16 protein-coding genes and 1 riboswitch are annotated in these 17,289 nt (G+C 60.4%); of the genes, 10 read left to right on the top strand and 6 right to left on the bottom strand.

The window, feature by feature from the left end; translation table 11 throughout:
* The 5 genes from P8Z34_13065 to metG all read left to right on the top strand — a co-directional run.
* On the top strand, positions 1 to 1,054 hold a 1,054-nt coding region (locus tag P8Z34_13065; GenBank protein ID MEJ2551605.1), incomplete at its 5' end, for a choice-of-anchor Q domain-containing protein.
* A 132-nt stretch (positions 1,055 to 1,186) separates the two neighbouring features.
* A riboswitch (SAM riboswitch) is annotated at positions 1,187 to 1,299 on the top strand.
* A 72-nt stretch (positions 1,300 to 1,371) separates the two neighbouring features.
* A complete protein-coding gene (gene metH, locus P8Z34_13060; GenBank protein MEJ2551604.1) occupies positions 1,372 to 4,878 on the top strand; it encodes a methionine synthase in 3,507 nt (1,168 codons plus the stop codon).
* 43 nt (positions 4,879 to 4,921) lie between these two features.
* Entirely contained in the window at positions 4,922 to 6,790 is a 1,869-nt protein-coding gene (locus P8Z34_13055) for a bifunctional homocysteine S-methyltransferase/methylenetetrahydrofolate reductase (GenBank protein MEJ2551603.1), read from the top strand.
* 66 nt (positions 6,791 to 6,856) lie between these two features.
* The gene (locus tag P8Z34_13050) at positions 6,857 to 7,186 is read left to right on the top strand and encodes a 4a-hydroxytetrahydrobiopterin dehydratase (GenBank protein MEJ2551602.1); all 330 of its coding nucleotides are present in this window, start codon (positions 6,857 to 6,859) and stop codon (positions 7,184 to 7,186) included.
* 407 nt (positions 7,187 to 7,593) lie between these two features.
* Positions 7,594 to 9,372 (top strand): methionine--tRNA ligase, encoded by a 1,779-nt coding sequence (gene metG / locus P8Z34_13045; GenBank protein ID MEJ2551601.1) that lies wholly within the window; start codon positions 7,594 to 7,596, stop codon positions 9,370 to 9,372.
* Between the two features lie 61 nt (positions 9,373 to 9,433).
* Here metG and P8Z34_13040 read toward each other — a convergent pair whose 3' ends face one another.
* From P8Z34_13040 to P8Z34_13015, 6 genes are all read right to left on the bottom strand, one after another.
* Positions 9,434 to 9,829, bottom strand: a complete 396-nt coding sequence (locus P8Z34_13040) for a hypothetical protein (protein MEJ2551600.1) — start codon at positions 9,827 to 9,829, stop codon at positions 9,434 to 9,436.
* 231 nt (positions 9,830 to 10,060) lie between these two features.
* Positions 10,061 to 10,861: an AAC(3) family N-acetyltransferase gene (locus P8Z34_13035; protein ID MEJ2551599.1), complete on the bottom strand. Its 801-nt coding sequence runs from the start codon at positions 10,859 to 10,861 to the stop codon at positions 10,061 to 10,063.
* A 153-nt stretch (positions 10,862 to 11,014) separates the two neighbouring features.
* On the bottom strand, positions 11,015 to 11,719 hold the full coding sequence (locus P8Z34_13030) for a M23 family metallopeptidase (protein MEJ2551598.1): 705 nt from the start codon (positions 11,717 to 11,719) through the stop codon (positions 11,015 to 11,017).
* Positions 11,716 to 12,201 (bottom strand): YbaK/EbsC family protein, encoded by a 486-nt coding sequence (locus P8Z34_13025; GenBank protein ID MEJ2551597.1) that lies wholly within the window; start codon positions 12,199 to 12,201, stop codon positions 11,716 to 11,718. Before P8Z34_13025 ends, P8Z34_13030 begins: the two co-directional genes overlap by 4 nt.
* A 56-nt stretch (positions 12,202 to 12,257) precedes the next feature.
* On the bottom strand, positions 12,258 to 12,578 hold the full coding sequence (locus P8Z34_13020; GenBank protein ID MEJ2551596.1) for an EthD family reductase: 321 nt from the start codon (positions 12,576 to 12,578) through the stop codon (positions 12,258 to 12,260).
* Between the two features lie 451 nt (positions 12,579 to 13,029).
* On the bottom strand, positions 13,030 to 13,221 hold the full coding sequence (locus P8Z34_13015) for a DUF951 domain-containing protein (protein MEJ2551595.1): 192 nt from the start codon (positions 13,219 to 13,221) through the stop codon (positions 13,030 to 13,032).
* A gap of 128 nt (positions 13,222 to 13,349) precedes the next feature.
* Here P8Z34_13015 and P8Z34_13010 point away from each other — a divergent pair, with 128 nt between their 5' ends.
* From P8Z34_13010 to P8Z34_12990, 5 genes are all read left to right on the top strand, one after another.
* Positions 13,350 to 13,997, top strand: a complete 648-nt coding sequence (locus P8Z34_13010) for a site-2 protease family protein (GenBank protein MEJ2551594.1) — start codon at positions 13,350 to 13,352, stop codon at positions 13,995 to 13,997.
* Positions 13,994 to 14,515: an HD domain-containing protein gene (locus P8Z34_13005; protein ID MEJ2551593.1), complete on the top strand. Its 522-nt coding sequence runs from the start codon at positions 13,994 to 13,996 to the stop codon at positions 14,513 to 14,515. The genes P8Z34_13010 and P8Z34_13005 overlap by 4 nt, the downstream gene beginning before the upstream one ends.
* Before the next feature lie 9 nt (positions 14,516 to 14,524).
* Positions 14,525 to 15,508, top strand: coding sequence for a prephenate dehydrogenase/arogenate dehydrogenase family protein (locus tag P8Z34_13000; protein MEJ2551592.1), 984 nt, complete (start codon positions 14,525 to 14,527; stop codon positions 15,506 to 15,508).
* Between the two features lie 94 nt (positions 15,509 to 15,602).
* Positions 15,603 to 15,869: a GIY-YIG nuclease family protein gene (locus tag P8Z34_12995; protein MEJ2551591.1), complete on the top strand. Its 267-nt coding sequence runs from the start codon at positions 15,603 to 15,605 to the stop codon at positions 15,867 to 15,869.
* A complete protein-coding gene (locus P8Z34_12990) occupies positions 15,866 to 17,056 on the top strand; it encodes a glycine C-acetyltransferase (protein ID MEJ2551590.1) in 1,191 nt (396 codons plus the stop codon). Before P8Z34_12995 ends, P8Z34_12990 begins: the two co-directional genes overlap by 4 nt.
* Positions 17,057 to 17,289 lie beyond the last annotated feature (233 nt).

Raw genomic sequence — 17,289 nt, 5'->3', positions numbered from 1 at the left:
CGAAACCTACTTCACCCAGAATTACACGCTGGGCATGCAAGCCACCGGTGGGGCTTTTTACAACGAAGGCACCGCGATCGTAAGGGCATCCGCCTTCGACACGAACATCGCCTATCACAGGGGCGCAGTGCATAACCTTGGACAGTTCACCGCAACCAACGTCTCGTTTTCCTCGAACCTCGCGACCCAAAACGGCGCCAATATCTTGAACGAAGGCAATCTTTCCCTGAGCGTTGCCACGTTGAAGGCCGGGAGCGCCGATCGTGGGAAATCGATATCCCAAACTGCCGGAAACACACAGATCAAAAACAGCATTCTGTATGACGTCGCCGTGCAGGAAAACTGCGACATCGGAGCTGGATCTTTCCAAGCCCTCGGTGAAAATATCGACAACGTCGGAGACTGTCCCGGCATTTCGATCAACATGGACCCGATGCTGGGCAGTTTCAGCAACAACGGCGGTTTCACGCCGACCTTCGCCATCTCGTCCACCAGCATCGCTTTCAATCTCATCAGCGACTGCAGCGACGTCGCCGCCGCTCCGGTGGCGCAGGATCAACGCGGCGTCTCCAGGCCGCAGCCTTCGGGAAGCGTCTGTGACGCCGGGGCGTTCGAACTCGAAACCGAAGGCGGCGAGACGTACTCCGCAGACGAACAACCCACACAGGAACCCACGTCTACGCCCACGCCCGAACCGCTCGTGCCCATGCTCTTCGCCCCGCAGAACACCACCTGCCGCAAGGGAGACAGCGTCGATTACGAGGACGCCGGTTATCTGCTCGCAGGCGAAAGCGCCGAAGTGATCGGCCGCAATCGGGAAGGAACCTGGCTGGTGATCAACAACCCGGATTGGGAGGGCATTTGCTGGATCCTGCGGGCCATCGTCCAGACGGAAGGCGACGTGGACGGCACGAAGGTTTACATCCCCGCGCCGCTCCCGACGAAAACCCCCATCCTCGGCTGTCTGGTTGAACCGGCAACCCGAAGTGGAGAACCGGTGTGCACCGTACCTTGCCCGGACGACGCCGTTCCCGGTGATCCCTGCACGCCTTGATTTTATTGCCGCCAGGGAGGCGGCGCTGTTTCAGCGCCGCCTCCCTTTCTGCGTCCAACAAATTGACATCCGCAGCGCGGACGTGGTAAACTGACAAACGTTATCCGAATAGACCGGCGAGCAATCGCCGGTTGCTCATCGAGAGAGGCGGAGGGACCGGCCCTGTGAAGCCTCGGCAACCACCGATGGATGGTGCCAACTCCGGCAGAAGGCTCGCCGCAATCCGGTCTTCTGGAAGATGAGGGAACGTTTGCGCATGCAAGTCAGCCCCTTCTTCCCGAAGGGGTTTCTTTTCATCCGAACAAGGAGCAACGATCTTGGACCAACGTCGCTACACCAACCGCCGCTATCTGGACGCTCTCGCAGAACGCGTTCTGATCTACGACGGCGCCATGGGCACCAGCCTGCAGGCCATGCAGCTCAGTGCAGACGATTTCGGCGGCGAAAGCTACGCGGGCTGCAACGACGTCCTCGTGCTCACCAGGCCCGACGCCGTCGAATCGGTGCACCGCTCTTTCCTCGAAGTCGGAGTCGACGTGATCGAGACCGACACGTTCCGCGCCAACCGCCTCACGCTGGCGGAATTCGGCCTGGGGCAGCAGGTGACCGAGATCAACCAGGCCGCTGCGTCGCTGGCGCGGCGTTTGGCCGACGAATTCGGCACGCCCGATCGACCGCGATTCGTCGCCGGCTCGATGGGCCCATCCGGCAAACTCCCTTCCGCGGACGACCCCGACCTCTCGAACATCACCTTCGACGAACTGGTCGACGTATTCCGCGAACAAACCGTGGGCCTGATTCAGGGCGGCGTCGACGTGCTCCTGATCGAAACCGCACAAGACATCCTCGAAGTGAAAGCCGCCATCCACGGCATTCATGCGGCTTTCGAAGAAACCGGCGAGTTCCTCCCCATCCAGGCTCAAGTGACCCTGGACACCACCGGGCGCATGCTGCTGGGCACCGACATTTCGGCCGCATTGACCACCCTCGAGCGTTTGCCCATCGACGTCATCGGCCTGAACTGCTCCACGGGCCCCGAACACATGCGCGAACCGATCCGCTACCTGGGCGAACACGCCGTCCTGCCGGTGTCTTGCATTCCCAACGCCGGGCTTCCGCTCAACGTGGACGGCGAGGCGGTGTATCCACTCGAACCCGGTCCCTTCGTGGCAGACATGCGCGACTTCGTCGAGAGGCACAACGTCAGCATCGTCGGCGGCTGCTGTGGGACGACACCGGCCCATCTGAAACCCCTCGTCGAGGCGCTGCACGGGCGAGATCATCCTCCGCGCCCGGCGCGGTCTCCGGCGCGGCTCTCTTCGGCTCTGCAGTCCATCGCCATGCGTCAAGAGCCGCCGCCGCTGCTCATCGGGGAACGCATCAACACCCAGGGCTCGCGCAAAGCCAAGCAGCTGATTCTGGAAGAAGACCTGGACTCCATCGTGGCGCTCGGCCGCAAGCAGATCGAACGCGGCGCCCATGCCCTGGACGTGTGTGTGGCGTTGACCGAACGCGACGACGAAGCCGAGACGATGCGCAAAGTCGTGCACAAATTATCCCTTAGCGTCGAAGCCCCGCTGGTGATCGACTCCACGGAGCCGGAGGTCATGGAAACCGCGTTGAAGGCCGCGCCCGGGCGCTGCCTGCTCAACTCGGTCAACCTCGAATCCGGACGGGAGAAGATCCAACGCGTGCTGCGGCTCGCCCTCGACCACGGCGCGGCGGCGATCGCCCTCACCATCGATGAAGCCGGCATGGCAAAAACGAGCGAGCGGAAACTCGAAATCGCCAGGAAGATCCACGCCCTCGCCGTGGACGAAATCGGCCTGCGGCCCGAGGACCTGATCTTCGATGCACTGACTTTCACCCTGGCCACCGGTGATCCCGAATTCGCCGATTCGGCCAGCGAGACGATCGAAGGCATCCGCCGCATCAAGGCGGAACTCCCCGGCGTGTTTACATCTCTCGGAGTCTCCAACGTGTCCTTCGGTTTGAGCAAAGCGGCCAGAGCCGTGCTCAACAGCGTCATGCTCTACCACTGCGTGCAGGCCGGTCTGGACATGGCCATCGTCAACCCGGCGCACATCACCCCCTACATGGAAATCCCGGAGACGGAGCGCCGCCTGGCGGAGGACCTGATCTTCAACCGACGTGCGGACGCCCTGCAGCGCCTGATCGAGCATTTCGAATCGGTGACGGTCGACGAGGAACCCGACGCCGATCCCACCGCCGACATGACGCCCCAGGAACGCATCCACTGGCGCGTCCTGCACCGCCACAAAGACGGCGTGCGGGCCGACATCGACGAAATCCTCGCAGATTTCCCTGCGGACGAGAAAGCGCAGGGCGCCGTGGAAATCCTCAACACCGTGCTTCTGCCGGCCATGAAGGAGGTCGGCGACCGCTTCGGTGCAGGTGAATTGATTCTACCCTTCGTGCTGCAGTCGGCGGAAGTGATGAAGATCGCCGTCTCGCACGTCGAAGGATTTCTCCAACGGCGGGAAGGAGTCGCCAAAGGAAGCATCGTCCTGGCGACTGTGTATGGGGACGTGCACGACATCGGCAAGAATCTGGTCAAAACCATCCTCTCCAACAACGGCTACCTGGTTCACGATCTCGGAAAACAGGTGCCGGCCAACGTGATCATCGACAAGGCCGTAGAAGTCAGCGCCGACGCCATCGGCCTCAGCGCTCTGCTCGTGAGCACCAGCAAGCAGATGCCGTTGATCGTCAACGAGCTGCAGCGGCGTGGACTGGAATTCCCCGTGTTGATCGGCGGCGCAGCCATCAACCGCCGCTTTGGGCGGCGCATCCTCTTCACCGAAGACGGCCGGCCCTACGCACCGGGGGTGTTTTACTGCAAGGATGCCTTCGAGGGGCTCAGCGTCATGGATCAACTGCAGCGTCCCGACCAGCGCGCCCAACTACTGTCCGATGGTCTTGCGCAAGCAGAACGTGAGATCGGACGCCAGCCCAGAAAACGAAAGCCCCGAGCCGGCATATCCAGTGTCGCTCCGGCCGAGAATATCCCGGCACCGCCAAATTGGGGACCGCGCGTGGTGGAGCAAATGCCGCTGGAAATCGTGTTCCAACATCTTTTCAAGAACGAGCTGTTCCGTCTCTCCTGGGGCGCCAAGAACACGCGCGGCGAGGAATGGGAACAGTTGGAAAGCGAATTTGAAGAACGTCTCCAGCGTATGCAGAAGCAAGCCTTGAAGGAAGGCTGGCTCAAACCCCAGGGCGTGTATGGCTATTGGCCGGCGCAAGCGCAGGACGATGACCTGCTGGTTTACGATCCCCAAACGCTTGAATCCGGCCGGCCGCAAATCCTCACCCGCTTTCACTTTCCTCGTCAACCGGACGGCGAACGCCTGTGCCTCAGCGATTACTTCGCTCCGGTCGAAAGCGGCAGAATGGACGTGGTCGCCTTTCAGATCGTGACCGTGGGGTCGCAGGCCAGCGATTACGTCAACGAGCTGCAGCAATCCGGGGACTACAGCGAGAGCTACTTCACCCACGGTTTGGCCGTACAGACGGCGGAAGCCGCAGCGGAATATCTGCACCGGCACATCCGCCGCGAATTGGGTCTTGCCGAGGGACAGGGGAAACGCTATTCCTGGGGATACCCGGCGATCCCCGAACTCGAGGATCACACCAAGGTGTTCGAGCTGTTACCGGCGGAGCAAGCCCTGGGCATGCGGCTCTCGCCCGCCTATCAATTGATCCCCGAGCAGTCGACTGCGGCGATCATCCTGCATCATCCACAAGCGAAGTATTACAGCGTCGGACTGAGCCGCGTGGAGCAATTGATGGACGAGGTATAATCCGCCCGATCCTGCCGTGAAGAAATCATCCAACGAGACGAAAATGGCAAACGCAGAACTGTTTCAATGCTGGCTCGAACGAGAGATTCCCATTCTCGCCGATGGCGCCATGGGCACCGTACTGCACACGAAAGGTGTGTCCCTCGATACTTGTTTCGACGAGTACAACCTCATACGGCCGGCTTTGATCGCCGAGATTCACCGTGAGTATATCGACGCCGGAGCCGAACTGATCGAGACCAACACCTTCGGCGCCAATCGGTTCAAGCTCGCAGCTCACGGGCTGGAAGACCGCGTTGTGGAAATCAACGCCGCCGCCGTTCATCTCGCCCGGCGGGTGATCGACGCATCCTTTAAGGATGTGCTTCTGGCCGGCAGCGTGGGGCCGCTGGGCGTTCACATCGCGCCCTTCGGCCGCGTCAAACCCGAGCAGGCCTACCAGGCCTTTCACGAACAGATCGAAGCCCTGGTCGAAGCGGGCGTCGACGTGCTGCTCATCGAGACCCAAAACGATCTCGCCGAAGTCCATCAGGCTCTCCGCGCCGCCAAAGACATCGGCGATCTTCCCGTCATCGCCTCGGTCACATTCACGCGCGACGATCGCACCCTGCTGGGCGACAATCCCACGCACGTCGCCAGGCGGCTGGCGGACTACGGCGCCGACGTGATCGGCGCCAATTGTTCCAGCGGGCCGGCGCAGCTGCTGCGCATCCTGCGGCAGATGCGCCGAGCGGTGCCGGAAGCGCATTTCAGCGTGATGCCCAACGCCGGCTGGCCCGAACGCGTCTCCGGGCGCATCATGTATCCCGCAACGGCGGACTACTTTGGCGACTACGCCCGCGCATTTTGTGAGGCGGGCGCCTCCATCATCGGCGGCTGCTGCGGCACCACACCGGAACACATCGCCGCCATGCGCCGCGCCCTCGACAGCATGGAATCGCCCTGTATCGAAACGCCGGCCGCTGCAAGCGCCACGGACGAATCACCGCCGGCGACCACGACGCGGGAACCGACGGGACTCGCTTCGAAGTTGGCCGCGGGACGTTTCGTGATTTCGGTCGAGATGGATCCGCCGCGCGGTTTCTCCACGCACAAACTGCTCGCCGGCGCCTCGCTGCTCGCCGAAGCAGGCGCAGACGTGATCAACGTCGCCGACAGCCCCATGGCGCGCATGCGCATGAGCCCCTGGGCCGTCTGCAGTTTGATCCAGAAAGAAGTGGGAATCGACACCGTGCTGCACTTTCCCACGCGCGGCAGGAATCTGCTGCGCGTCCAGGGCGACCTGCTCGCGGCGCACGCCCTCGACGTACGCAACATTTTCGTGGTCCTCGGCGATCCCACGGCGATCGGCGATTACCCCGATGCGATGGACGATTACGACCTCGTGCCGTCCGGCTTGATCAAGTTGATCAAACAGGAGCTCAACAGCGGCGTGGATCACACCGGGGCCGACATCGGAGAAGCGACGTCGTTCTTCGTCGGCTGCGCCTTGAATCTGTGCGCCAAGGATCCCGAACGCGAAATGCGCATCCTTAACAAGAAGATCGACGCCGGCGCCGATTTCGCCCTCACCCAACCGGTTTACGAACCCGAATTGGCTCAGGAATTCATCGAGGCGTACGAAAATAGCTACGGCCCCCTGGAATTAGCTGTGCTGGTGGGTGTGCTGCCGCTCTACGGCTCGCGCCACGCCGCATTCTTGCACAACGAGGTGCCGGGCATCCGCATCCCCGAGGCGATCCGCGGACAGATCGCGAATGCTGGCGACCAAGCGCCGCAGGAAGGTGTGCGCATCGCCGTCGAACTGCTCCACTCGCTCTCTGCGATCGTACAAGGCGTCTACCTCATGCCGCCCTTCCACCGCTACGATCTCGCCGCGGACATCATCGAAGCCATTCGTCGAGTGGAATAGTCCCCAACAAACAGTATCCTCGCGTGATAGAATCTAGATACGAATTGTCTGATTGTGGAGTTAACCATGTCCGCACTCGCACGTAGAGAACTCAAGCCGCCCGCCAAAGGCACAGCACCGTTGGAAGGCGATGAGCTGCACGCCCTTCGCGATCAACTCGGGGATGGTTGGCAGGTCATCAATGAGGACCATCTGGAGAAATCGTTCAAGTTTCCCGATTTCAAACAAGCGCTCGATTTCACCAACGCCGTGGGGGAATTGGCCGAAAGCGTCAACCATCACCCTGAGATCTGCCTCACCTGGGGCAAAGCGAAAATCACCATCTGGACCCACTCGATCGGCGGGCTCAGCGAAGCCGACTTCATTTTCGCGGCAAGATGTGACCAACTCGCTTGACATTGTTGGTACAATAGAGAAACGAATTCGAGGTCGAATTCGATCGCGATACAGACAATCGGATCGACCTTGGAGTGATGATGTTCAAAACACTGCAAACCATGATCATGCCTGAGCTGCCGTCGCCGATGGCGCGCGAACCATCGGCTTGGTATGGTCGCGCCCCCGCCGATAGCTGACATCGGGACCGCCACCAGCCCCGGCAGCCAATCACCGCCAGCGAAAACGCTGGCGTTTTCGTTTCCCTGCCGTCGCGCAGCGGCTCGGAACCAAAGAACGAACAAAATCCGATTGCCTGCAGTGCAAGAGAGGATGGACTTCAATAAATTATGGTATGCTCACCATCGTCTCCAGCGTGAAAAAAACCTTTCGCACCAAATGCATGCGATCGTTTCGAGGAGTAAATCATGTCCGATCTCATTCACATCTCCGTTGCCTGGCCGTACGCCAATGGCGACCTGCACGTGGGGCACCTGGCCGGCGCCTATTTGCCCGCCGACATATTTGCCCGCTACCATCGTTTGAAGGGCAACCGAGTCCTCATGGTCTCCGGATCCGACGCACACGGCACGCCCATCACCATCGAAGCCGATAGACGCGGCACGAGTCCTCGCGAGGTGTTTGAACACTACCACCAGCGTTTCCTGGAAACCCAGAAAGCGATTGGCATCAGCTACAACCTGTTCACGCACACGGACACCGAGAACCATTACCGCATCGCCCAGGATTTCTTCACCCGTTTGCTCGAGGAAGAATATCTCTACCGCCAAACGCAGGAGCAGCTGTATTCCGAAAGCGAAGGCCGTTTTCTCCCCGACCGCTACGTGGAAGGGACCTGCCCGATCTGCGGATACGCGGAGGCCCGAGGTGATCAATGCGACAACTGCGGCAATCTGCTCGATGCCTTGGAGCTCATCGATCCTCGCAGCAAGACCGACGGCAGCACGCCGGTCGTGCGCGAGACGGAACATTTCTATCTCGATCTGCCCGCGTTCAGCGAGCGTCTGCTGGCCTACATGAACGAACACGCCGATCACTGGCGGCCCAACGTGATCAACTTTGCCCGCAACTACGTCGAGAGTGGATTGAAGGGACGCGCCGTGACGCGCGACATCGATTGGGGCATCCCGGTGCCGCTCGAAGGCTGGGACGACAAACGCCTCTACGTCTGGTTCGAGGCCGTGATGGGATACTTCACCGCCTCCGTGGAGTGGGCTCGAAACACGGGCCAGCCGGAGGTGTGGAAGAATTGGTGGTACGATCCGACGGCGCGCGGCTACTGCTTCATCGGCAAGGACAACATCCCCTTCCATACACTCTTCTGGCAGGCGGAATTGCTCGGCGTCGATCGCCTCTATGAGGACGACGAAAACCTGCACCTCAACCTGCCTTACGACGTTCCCGCCAACGAATTCATGAACATCGAAGGCGCACAGTTCAGTAAAAGCCGCAACTGGGCCATCTGGCTGCCGGACATCCTGGAAAGATACGATGCCGACGCCATCCGCTACTACGTGGCCGCGGTAATGCCGGAGACTCGCGACAGCGATTTTTCCTGGGCCGATTTCGTGCGCCGCAACAACGACGAACTGGTCGCCACGTGGGGCAATCTCGCCAATCGCGTGCTCTCCTTTGCCTACAAACACTGGGACGGAGTCGTTCCGGAACCGGGAGAGCTGCGGCCGGACGATCGTGCCTTGCTGCATGAAATCGAATCCGGGTTCGACAGCGTGGGAGGCCATATCGAGGCGGTGAAACTGCGCGCCGCGCTCCAGGAAGCGATGCGGCTGGCGCGCGAGGTCAATGGCTACCTCGATCGGGCGCCCTGGTTCGGCGTGATCAATGACGACAAGGCCAGCGCGGCCACGACGGTCTATACCGCACTGCGGGCCATCGACTCCCTGAAGGTTTTACTGGCGCCTTTCCTGCCATTCAGCAGCGAACGCCTGCATACCACCATGGGATACGAGAAACCCATCTTCGGCGAGCAGCACATCGAAACCTACCAGGAAGCATCGCGTTCTCACGAAGCGCTTGTCTACGATCCCTCACCCGCCACCGGGCACTGGGCTGCAAGCGAACTCGAAGCCGGACGCAAGTTCCGCAAACCAAAGCCGTTGTTCAAGAAATTGGACGATTCCATCGTGGAGCAGGAACGCAGTCGTCTGGGAGCGGAGATGGGTTGAAAGGATTGAACGCTATCGGGATAGCGTATTTCCGGGCTGCCTCGAGAGGCAGCCCGGTCGGTTAAAGGAGGGAGCCGAAGTCGATGTCGTCGGAGTCATCGTCAAAATCGAAATCATCCAGATCGATGTCGAATTCGATCTCAATTTCGCTTTCCTCCAACCGCACCCACAAGAGAAGCGTGTCCCCTTCTTGCTGTTCGACCCAACGAACGGCGATGATGCTGGCCTGATCGGTCAGGCCCTCTTCATCCCGATATTCGAGATAGATGGGTTCGCCGGCGTGCCAGGCGCGATAGCAGCGTTCGACCAGCGCGGGACCATTGAAAGCGCGCACCCGGCACATTGCCACGCGTGACGGAAGCGGGCTCTCGATTATACTGTGCAGCCAGGGGTCGGATACCAATTCGAAAGTGGGTGTAGGGCCTTCAACGATGGTTATTTTCTCAGGTTCTGTCATCTCTGCAAGAAACCAGGTGGATTTTCTCAACCAAATATTACCACGGATTGCGACCTTGTTAGGAGATCGAAAGCTCCTTCGTTTCGGGCCTAAAAAACAGGACCCGCGCGGCGGCAGAACACGCTTTTATGCGGCGAAATCCCGCCGAATAAAGGCCTTTCCGGCGCGGGAAGCGCGGCGTGAATACGTATCAATCTCACCTCTCCTCCCACCGCAAACGTGAGGGCACGATCATCCATCCACACGCACCGAGGCACGAACTGCGGCACAGCACGGGCAGCCGTCCCGATCACACAACAGTGCACGAGGATCCTCGTGGATCCAGCCCACGGCGATGTTGATCATATCCCGGAGGGGAATGGCTTCGATCGCCGCCTCACCCATCTGCGTCGTGCGGCGGATGCTCTCCAAACGCGGAACGATCGCCTGAAAGCCGGCGGAACAGCCTGGGAAACCAGGACACTCGACCACTGCGTCCGGAGTCAATGCCCAACGTACGAACTGCCGCCGGCCGGCTTTCATTTCCGCATAATGCAAACTTACGTTGCTCGTGTGATCGACACCCAGCATAACCACATCGGCATCATATTCCGCCAACCAGGCGATAGGCGCCCAGGGCTCTTCGAGTGTCTGAGCTTGCAAGGCTTCCACGGCGTTCACGCCGACGAAGGAAAGCAGGGGATGGTTTGAACGCAGCGCATCCGGATGTTCCCGCAGGGTCTCCGGAATGCTGCCCGGCCCCTCATCCGCAGGCAGTCCTGCGCTGAAGATCTCGGCTTCGAGATTTCTGTCACCGCTTTCTCCGTAATCCAATGCATTGTCGTCGGGTCCCACACGGGGCGTGACCATCGAACGCAGCGTGAACGCCGGCGCAACGAGCGTTTCGCAGGTCGACAGCAAGGCGCCGATGATGGTTTCCGCCCCGCCGGGAATCGGCGGCAATGCGGAGGGAGAAGCATGCAGCAGGACACGGCTGTGGGAATCAAGTTCCAATTCTCGCATGGCGTGGATCATGTCACGGTAGGAAGGCATTTCTCGAATGACGTCCTTTTGAGATCGTGGATCCGCTTCGCTTCAGCATCTCAGCACAGGAAACTCGAAGCCGCGAAATCTTCACCGTATCCGGACGTACCAATGATATGCTCGAATCCGATTTCAGGCCACATCGCAGCCGCACGATCGAGATCAGTCAGCGCAGGCAGCGATCCCCTCGCCCAGCTTATCGGCGTTGAGCTGCATGCCCAGATAAGGCGAAGGGTCGATCGTGTTATTGAACACCAGTTCGTTCTTGAAATTTCCCTGCCCATCGTCCTTCACGATGGAGAAGTGCAGATGAATGCCCGTGGGGTTGTCGGGATCGGCCGAATAATTACCCTGATATCCCAACAGCGTTCCCGCTTCGACAAATCGATCGTACGTACCCGGCGGAAAGGCGTCTACGATGAACGAGTTCCCTTGCGCATCCGCCATGTGCGTGTAGTAAAGCCAGATCTGCCGGCCCGGTTGCAGGGGATCGTTGTCGATGCGGATGATGATCGATGAACGCCAATCGGGCAGGCGAGTCAGATAGCCATCGTACGCCGCCACGACCGTTGTGTGCCCCAGGCCATCCGCGCCGAATATGTCCAGGCCTTGATGGCTGTGGCCGGGGCGAAAAGAATCTCCCCAAACGAAACCGATGAAGCCGTCGGTGGGCATGATGAAAGGCGCCTCGCCGCAGCGCTCTCCCGCATGAATCACCCCCTCAAGCTGCGCTTCGGGATTGCGCCAATATCGACGCAGCCGCTGCATGCGAACAGAAGAAGAATGGTATCCCTGATAGACGTAATACGCCGCAACCAGCCCGACCACAATGACCAACGAGATTCCCAAACCCAACGGTCTCTTCATTTCAACGCATCGGGGTTGAGCAGGTCCAACCGAATCCCATGCGTGATTCGCTCGATTTCCCCGGGATGTACTTTTATTAGGGCGTTGACGTCCCCGCCTCCGGCATAGACGACATCGTGCTCGAAAAGACGCACATCGATGAGCGTCTCCGGCTGTTGGGGCATCCCGAAGGGAGGCACCGCGCCTATCGGATAGCCCGTGAATTTCAAGACCGCATCGGCGTCAGCCATCTTCACCCGCTTTCGCCCAACGTCGAAATGCCGGGCGATCGGACGGCGATCGACGCGGCCTTCTCCGCAGGCCACGGCCAACGCCGGTTTTCCGTCGACCAAAAAGAGCAGGCTCTTCACGATCTGACTCGCGGAAGTCCCGACGGCCTGTGCTGCGGCCTCAACGGTCGGAGTCGCCACAGGAAGGACGATCACCTGCGCATCGACCTTGTTGCTCTCGATGAAAGCCGTCAAGTCATCAGGGGTCAACATTGTTCCTCTCCCGGTTCCCTGCGGACGGAACATCTGCGTCTCGGGGCACAAGCCGGTTACGATCGCTCGAGGTCATCTTCCCAATGCTCCGCGAAACACAACGTAACGATGTCCGCCGCAAAGGACATCAAAATATTACCCGCTTTCTGTCCGTCCTCGGATGCCATTGCACGGTGCATCGATTCCGCATTATCGAAAAAGAATTCATGCACGAGATGGAAGTCGACGGCCCCAGAAAGGCCCCCGTTGATCCGGCTCACGGTCACACGGCGTATACCCGGCATTTTCTCCGCCGCGCGCACAAAATCGTGGCTCCAACGGGTTTCGAACGCCGCTAAATCCTTCGGTTGCCGGAAAATGAGCATCAACTTGTGCACGAATTCTCCCTCCCGCTCACTGCGCAGTCCGTTCGCGCAGGCGAACGTCCCAGAACGAAAACTACCCTGCAATACTATTGAGTTATTCCGGTTTACACACGTATACTATACTTATATTATGCTAAATTTATCTATTCGAAGTCTTCGTTCATTATATTCTTTCCCGCGCGGTCAAGGGCTCGTCGAATATGCGCTGATCCTTGTTCTGGTCGCGATCATCGTGATCATCATGCTGGCCCTATTTGGCGGCGCAGTGGGAAACATGTACAGTAACGTCATCGCAAACTTATAAACTTCAATCACGGGCCTGATGCCGATCGATCGACTACCGCAAGAGAGGCCTCGGTTGAAATCTCCACTTTGCGAGATGCTATTGTGCGCTTCGAGGGGTGTCGTGTGGTTGCGCGCATCCACGATAATACTGGCTCGCCGCACCAAGGATCTTTCTAAATCAATTGCCGTTCGAATCCGCGCCGCTCTTCGTGACGTAGGCCTTCATCCTGCGAGCCACCTCTCGGCGCGGCAGGAGAATGCGCCGGCCGCATCCCAGGCACTTCAAACCGATATCGGCGCCCAGACGGACCACGACCCAATCCGTATTCCCACACGGATGCGGTTTGCGCAATCGCAAAACGTCTCCCATCTGTAAATCCGGCAGCATGTCTCACCACGATGCGAACTCTGTGTTGGCGCGGATTATACCACCTGCGTTTCCCTCGGCCGCATATGCGCCTGAACGACGCACACTTTCCCGGTGGTATAATCCTGAGCATGTTATCGCTTGAACCACTCGAAATCGCCTCACTGCTCATCACCCTGGTACTGTCCCTCACCTTCCATGAATTTGCGCACGCGTGGACTGCGGATCAATTTGGGGACGACACGCCTCGCCTGGCGGGCCGTTTGACCCTCAATCCGCTTGCCCATCTCGATCTGTGGGGCTCTCTGATGTTCGTCATTGCGGGATTCGGTTGGGCAAAACCAGTCCCCGTAGATTACTTCGCCCTGCGACGGCGGACACCGGCCGCATTGATGCTTGTGGCTTTGGCGGGGCCTTTCTCCAACCTGCTCCTCGCCATCCTCGCATCGCTGCCGTTCCGCATGGGGCTGCTCTATTCGGGGAGCATCGGGTTGGAAACATCCAACGTCATAGCCACTTTCTTGCTCCTTTTCATTTTTTACAATCTGCTCCTGCTCTTCTTCAATCTCCTGCCCATTTTCCCGCTCGACGGCGAGAAAATAGCCACATACTTTCTGCCCCAGGGAGGGCAGGACGTACTCTATCGCCTGCGTCCATACGGCCCCATGATTCTCATCGGCATCATCCTGATCGGAAACGCAACGGGTTTCGATCTGTTCGATCTGGTCGTCGGCACACCGGCGGAAGTGATCTTCAGACATCTGATTCTCAGCGTATGAAAATCGCCTACCGGGCGTCTCAATTCCTCAACGCACTGTTTGCCAGATTGACGCCAGAAGACCATCTGCTCATCGAAAAAACGCTCCCGCCTTCCCTGCTGGAAGTCTTTCGGCGCATGGGCCGCTCGGATCAACTGCACGGCGTACGCGTCTTGCGCTCCGTTCGCGCCGGCGGTACGGATCATCCGACCTTGTGTGCCGCGGCGCTGCTGCACGACGTGGGCAAATCCCGCCACCATCCGCGATTGTGGGATCGTATCCTCGTCGTGCTGGCCACGGCGCTGTTCCCCGAGGCGGTCGAACGCTGGGGAAACGCCGGTGAGCCACGAGGTTTGCGGCGGCCCTTCATCATCGCCGCGCAGCATCCGCGCTGGGGCGCCGACATCGTCCGCGCCGCAGGAGGCTCGGACGAGCTGGTCGCTCTGGTCCGCCGCCATCAAGAAATCCCTCCGCTGCCGCCGCAGACGCAGATCGATCGTTTACTCCTCCGCCTGCAGCAGGCCGACGGTGAGAATTGAGGTGTTCGCATGAGCAGCGAAATATTGTTTATCGGCCTGGGACAGATCGGCACGTCGATCGCCTTGAACTTCGCCCGCTCCGAAGCGGAGATCGTGCTGATCGGTCACGACCCCGTCGGTGAAAACGCACGGCGCGCAAAAGAACTCGGCGCCGTCCAGCGACTGGTATCGAACCCGGGCAGGGCCTCGAAATCGGCGGATGCGATCGTTCTCGACGTTCCCCCCGCCGCCCTGCACGGCTATCTCGAAATGCTGGGAAAGAGGCTCAAACCCGGCGGGCTGCTCATCGACACCACGCCGACGCGGTCCACGGCCATCCGCTGGGCCGAGGAATCCCTGCCGGCCGACCGCCATTATCTGGGGGCAACCCCGATCATCGGGCCGCACGTTTTCAGCGCCTCACCGGAAGAACGAAAACAGCCCAGGGTCGATCTGTTCCAAAACGGCCTGCTGGCCATCGCCGTGCCGAAAGACGGTTCGGAAGAAACCGTGTCGGCCGGCCTCGACCTGGCCAGGCTGCTCGGTGCGGCGCCGATTTTCATCGACGCCCACGAACACGACGGAATTGCCGCCACCGTCGAGTGGCTGCCCAGACTACTCGGCGCGGCGCTACTGCAGGAGGCGGCCAAGGCCGGGAACTGGCGGGATATCCAGAGTATGGCCGGAACGACATTCGCGGCCATCACCTCACTTTGCAGCGAAGAACCGGTTTACGATTCGCGGGATTACGACGCCCTGAATCTCGAAATCCTGCGCGCCAAATTGGCCCACTTCATCGGTGAACTGCACAATCTCCACGGCGTGCTCGCCGACGAAAGCGGAAAATCACTTGGCGAATACGTCGCCGCTGCGAACGCGGCGCGCGACCAGTGGCTTTCCACCCGGCAGCGTGGCGCACCGGACGACAAGAAAGCGCCTCCCGGCCGGATGCCCAAACGCCGCAGTACGATCGAGAAGCTGTTCGGTTTCAATCTGCCCGGAGGCCGGAGCTGACGCCGCGCTGCCGGCCGCCAATCCGTTTTCACCGGCCTTGGTCTCGCCCTGTGTCTAACCGTATAATGAGATCGTGGCCGAATTCTACTGCTACATGCTGGAGTGCTCGGACGGGACGCTGTACACAGGCTGGACGACCGATCCCGAAAGGCGCCTGCGGGACCACAACGCGGGCCGGGGGGCGCGCTACACGCGCGCCCGGCGCCCGCTGCGCCTGGCCTACATCGAACGTCTTCCCGATCGAATCACTGCCATGCGGCGGGAAAGAGCGATAAAATCACTCTCGCGAGATCGAAAGCTCGACTTGATCGACTCGCAAGACCGGCCGCACACAGATGCTGGGGGAGGTGAAACCCGATGAGTAAAACCGACAAGCTGTCCTGGATTCGTGAAGCGTTAGACACGCTCAAGGCCAACGGTTTGCTGACCAACATCCGCACCTTGAACTCCGCGCAGGGAGCCTGGCTCACCGTCGACGGGCGCAAGGTGCTCAATTTTTGCTCCAACAACTACCTCGGCCTCGCCGACCATCCCGCCCTCATCGAGGCCGCCCACGACGCCCTGGACAAATACGGCGTCGGCCCCGCCGCGGTGCGCACGATCGCCGGGACGATGGAGCTGCATCTCGAACTGGAGCGCCGCGTGACGAAATTCAAGGGTGTGGAAGCGGCGATCACCTTTCAATCCGGCTTCAACGCCAACCTGGCCGCCATTCCGGCGCTGGTCGATAAAAAGGACATCATCTATTCGGACGAACTCAACCACGCCAGCATCATCGACGGCTGCCGGCTCTCGCGGGCCACGATCTGCCGCTACGCCCACCGCGACGCCGACGACCTGCGCCGGCGCATCGAAGATAACTGCGCCGAGAACTACCGCCGCGCCCTGATCGTCACCGACGGCGTGTTCAGTATGGACGGCGACGTGGCGCCCCTGGACGAACTCTTCGCCGTGGCCGACGAAAACGGATTCCTGCTCATGGTCGACGACGCCCACGGCGAGGGCGTGCTGGGCAGCCACGGCCGCGGCATCGTCGATCACTTCGGCCTGCACGGCAAGGTTGACATCGAAGTGGGCACCTTCTCGAAAGCCTTCGGGGTGGTGGGCGGCGTCGTCGCCGGCAAGCGGGAGATCGTCGATTGGCTGCGCCAGCGCGGGCGTCCCTTCCTCTTTTCCTCGGCGATGACCGTTCCCGACGTCGCCGCCTGCATCGCCGCCATCGACCTGCTCGAAAAATCGAGCGAGCTCGTCGAGCGCTTGTGGGAGAACACGGAGTACTTCAAGCGCGAGCTGAAAAACCTGGGCCTCGACACGGGCGTGAGCACGACCCCCATCACACCCATCCTGCTGGGCGAAGCGCCTCTGGCGCAGCGGTTCAGTCAGGCGTTGTACGAGGAGGGCGTTTTCGCCACGGCGATCGGTTTCCCGACGGTGCCGCGCGGCAAGGCGCGCATCCGCGTGATGATCTCCGCGGCTCACGAGCAGGACGACCTCGAATTCGGGCTGTTGGCCATCGAAAAAGTGGCGCGCAAGCTCGGCGTGATCTGAGTGACCGCATAATTTCCCAACCCGTAAAAACACGGTGCCCGCCGATCGCGGGCACCGATTGATTTCAATGAGAAGATATTCGATTGCGGCGAGCTCGGTACGATGGAGAACTAGCGGAAGGGATCGTAGCCCGGCAGCGTCCCCGCCCACTGGCAGGTGGGCGCGTGCAGTTGGTTGCAGTACAGGCCGTGCGAGCAGCGGTGGCCGAGCACGCGCGGCTGCTGATCCGGCAG

Source organism: Anaerolineales bacterium, assembly GCA_037382465.1.
Taxonomy (GTDB): Bacteria; Chloroflexota; Anaerolineae; order Anaerolineales; family E44-bin32; genus WVZH01.
Note: the sequence above shows the minus strand (reverse complement) of the source record. Positions and strands in the feature narration are given on the sequence as shown.

Excerpts from the sequence above, each read along its gene's own strand:
- P8Z34_13055 (MEJ2551603.1), top strand. The coding sequence starts at position 4,922 with ATGGCAAACGCAGAACTGTTTCAATGCTGGCTCGAACGAGAGATTCCC.
- P8Z34_13050 (MEJ2551602.1), top strand. The coding sequence starts at position 6,857 with ATGTCCGCACTCGCACGTAGAGAACTCAAGCCGCCCGCCAAAGGCACA.
- metG (MEJ2551601.1), top strand. The coding sequence starts at position 7,594 with ATGTCCGATCTCATTCACATCTCCGTTGCCTGGCCGTACGCCAATGGC.
- P8Z34_13040 (MEJ2551600.1), bottom strand. The coding sequence starts at position 9,829 with ATGACAGAACCTGAGAAAATAACCATCGTTGAAGGCCCTACACCCACT.
- P8Z34_13035 (MEJ2551599.1), bottom strand. The coding sequence starts at position 10,861 with ATGCCTTCCTACCGTGACATGATCCACGCCATGCGAGAATTGGAACTT.
- P8Z34_13030 (MEJ2551598.1), bottom strand. The coding sequence starts at position 11,719 with ATGAAGAGACCGTTGGGTTTGGGAATCTCGTTGGTCATTGTGGTCGGG.
- P8Z34_13025 (MEJ2551597.1), bottom strand. The coding sequence starts at position 12,201 with ATGTTGACCCCTGATGACTTGACGGCTTTCATCGAGAGCAACAAGGTC.
- P8Z34_13015 (MEJ2551595.1), bottom strand. The coding sequence starts at position 13,221 with ATGGGAGACGTTTTGCGATTGCGCAAACCGCATCCGTGTGGGAATACG.
- P8Z34_13010 (MEJ2551594.1), top strand. The coding sequence starts at position 13,350 with ATGTTATCGCTTGAACCACTCGAAATCGCCTCACTGCTCATCACCCTG.
- P8Z34_13005 (MEJ2551593.1), top strand. The coding sequence starts at position 13,994 with ATGAAAATCGCCTACCGGGCGTCTCAATTCCTCAACGCACTGTTTGCC.
- P8Z34_13000 (MEJ2551592.1), top strand. The coding sequence starts at position 14,525 with ATGAGCAGCGAAATATTGTTTATCGGCCTGGGACAGATCGGCACGTCG.
- P8Z34_12995 (MEJ2551591.1), top strand. The coding sequence starts at position 15,603 with ATGCTGGAGTGCTCGGACGGGACGCTGTACACAGGCTGGACGACCGAT.
- P8Z34_12990 (MEJ2551590.1), top strand. The coding sequence starts at position 15,866 with ATGAGTAAAACCGACAAGCTGTCCTGGATTCGTGAAGCGTTAGACACG.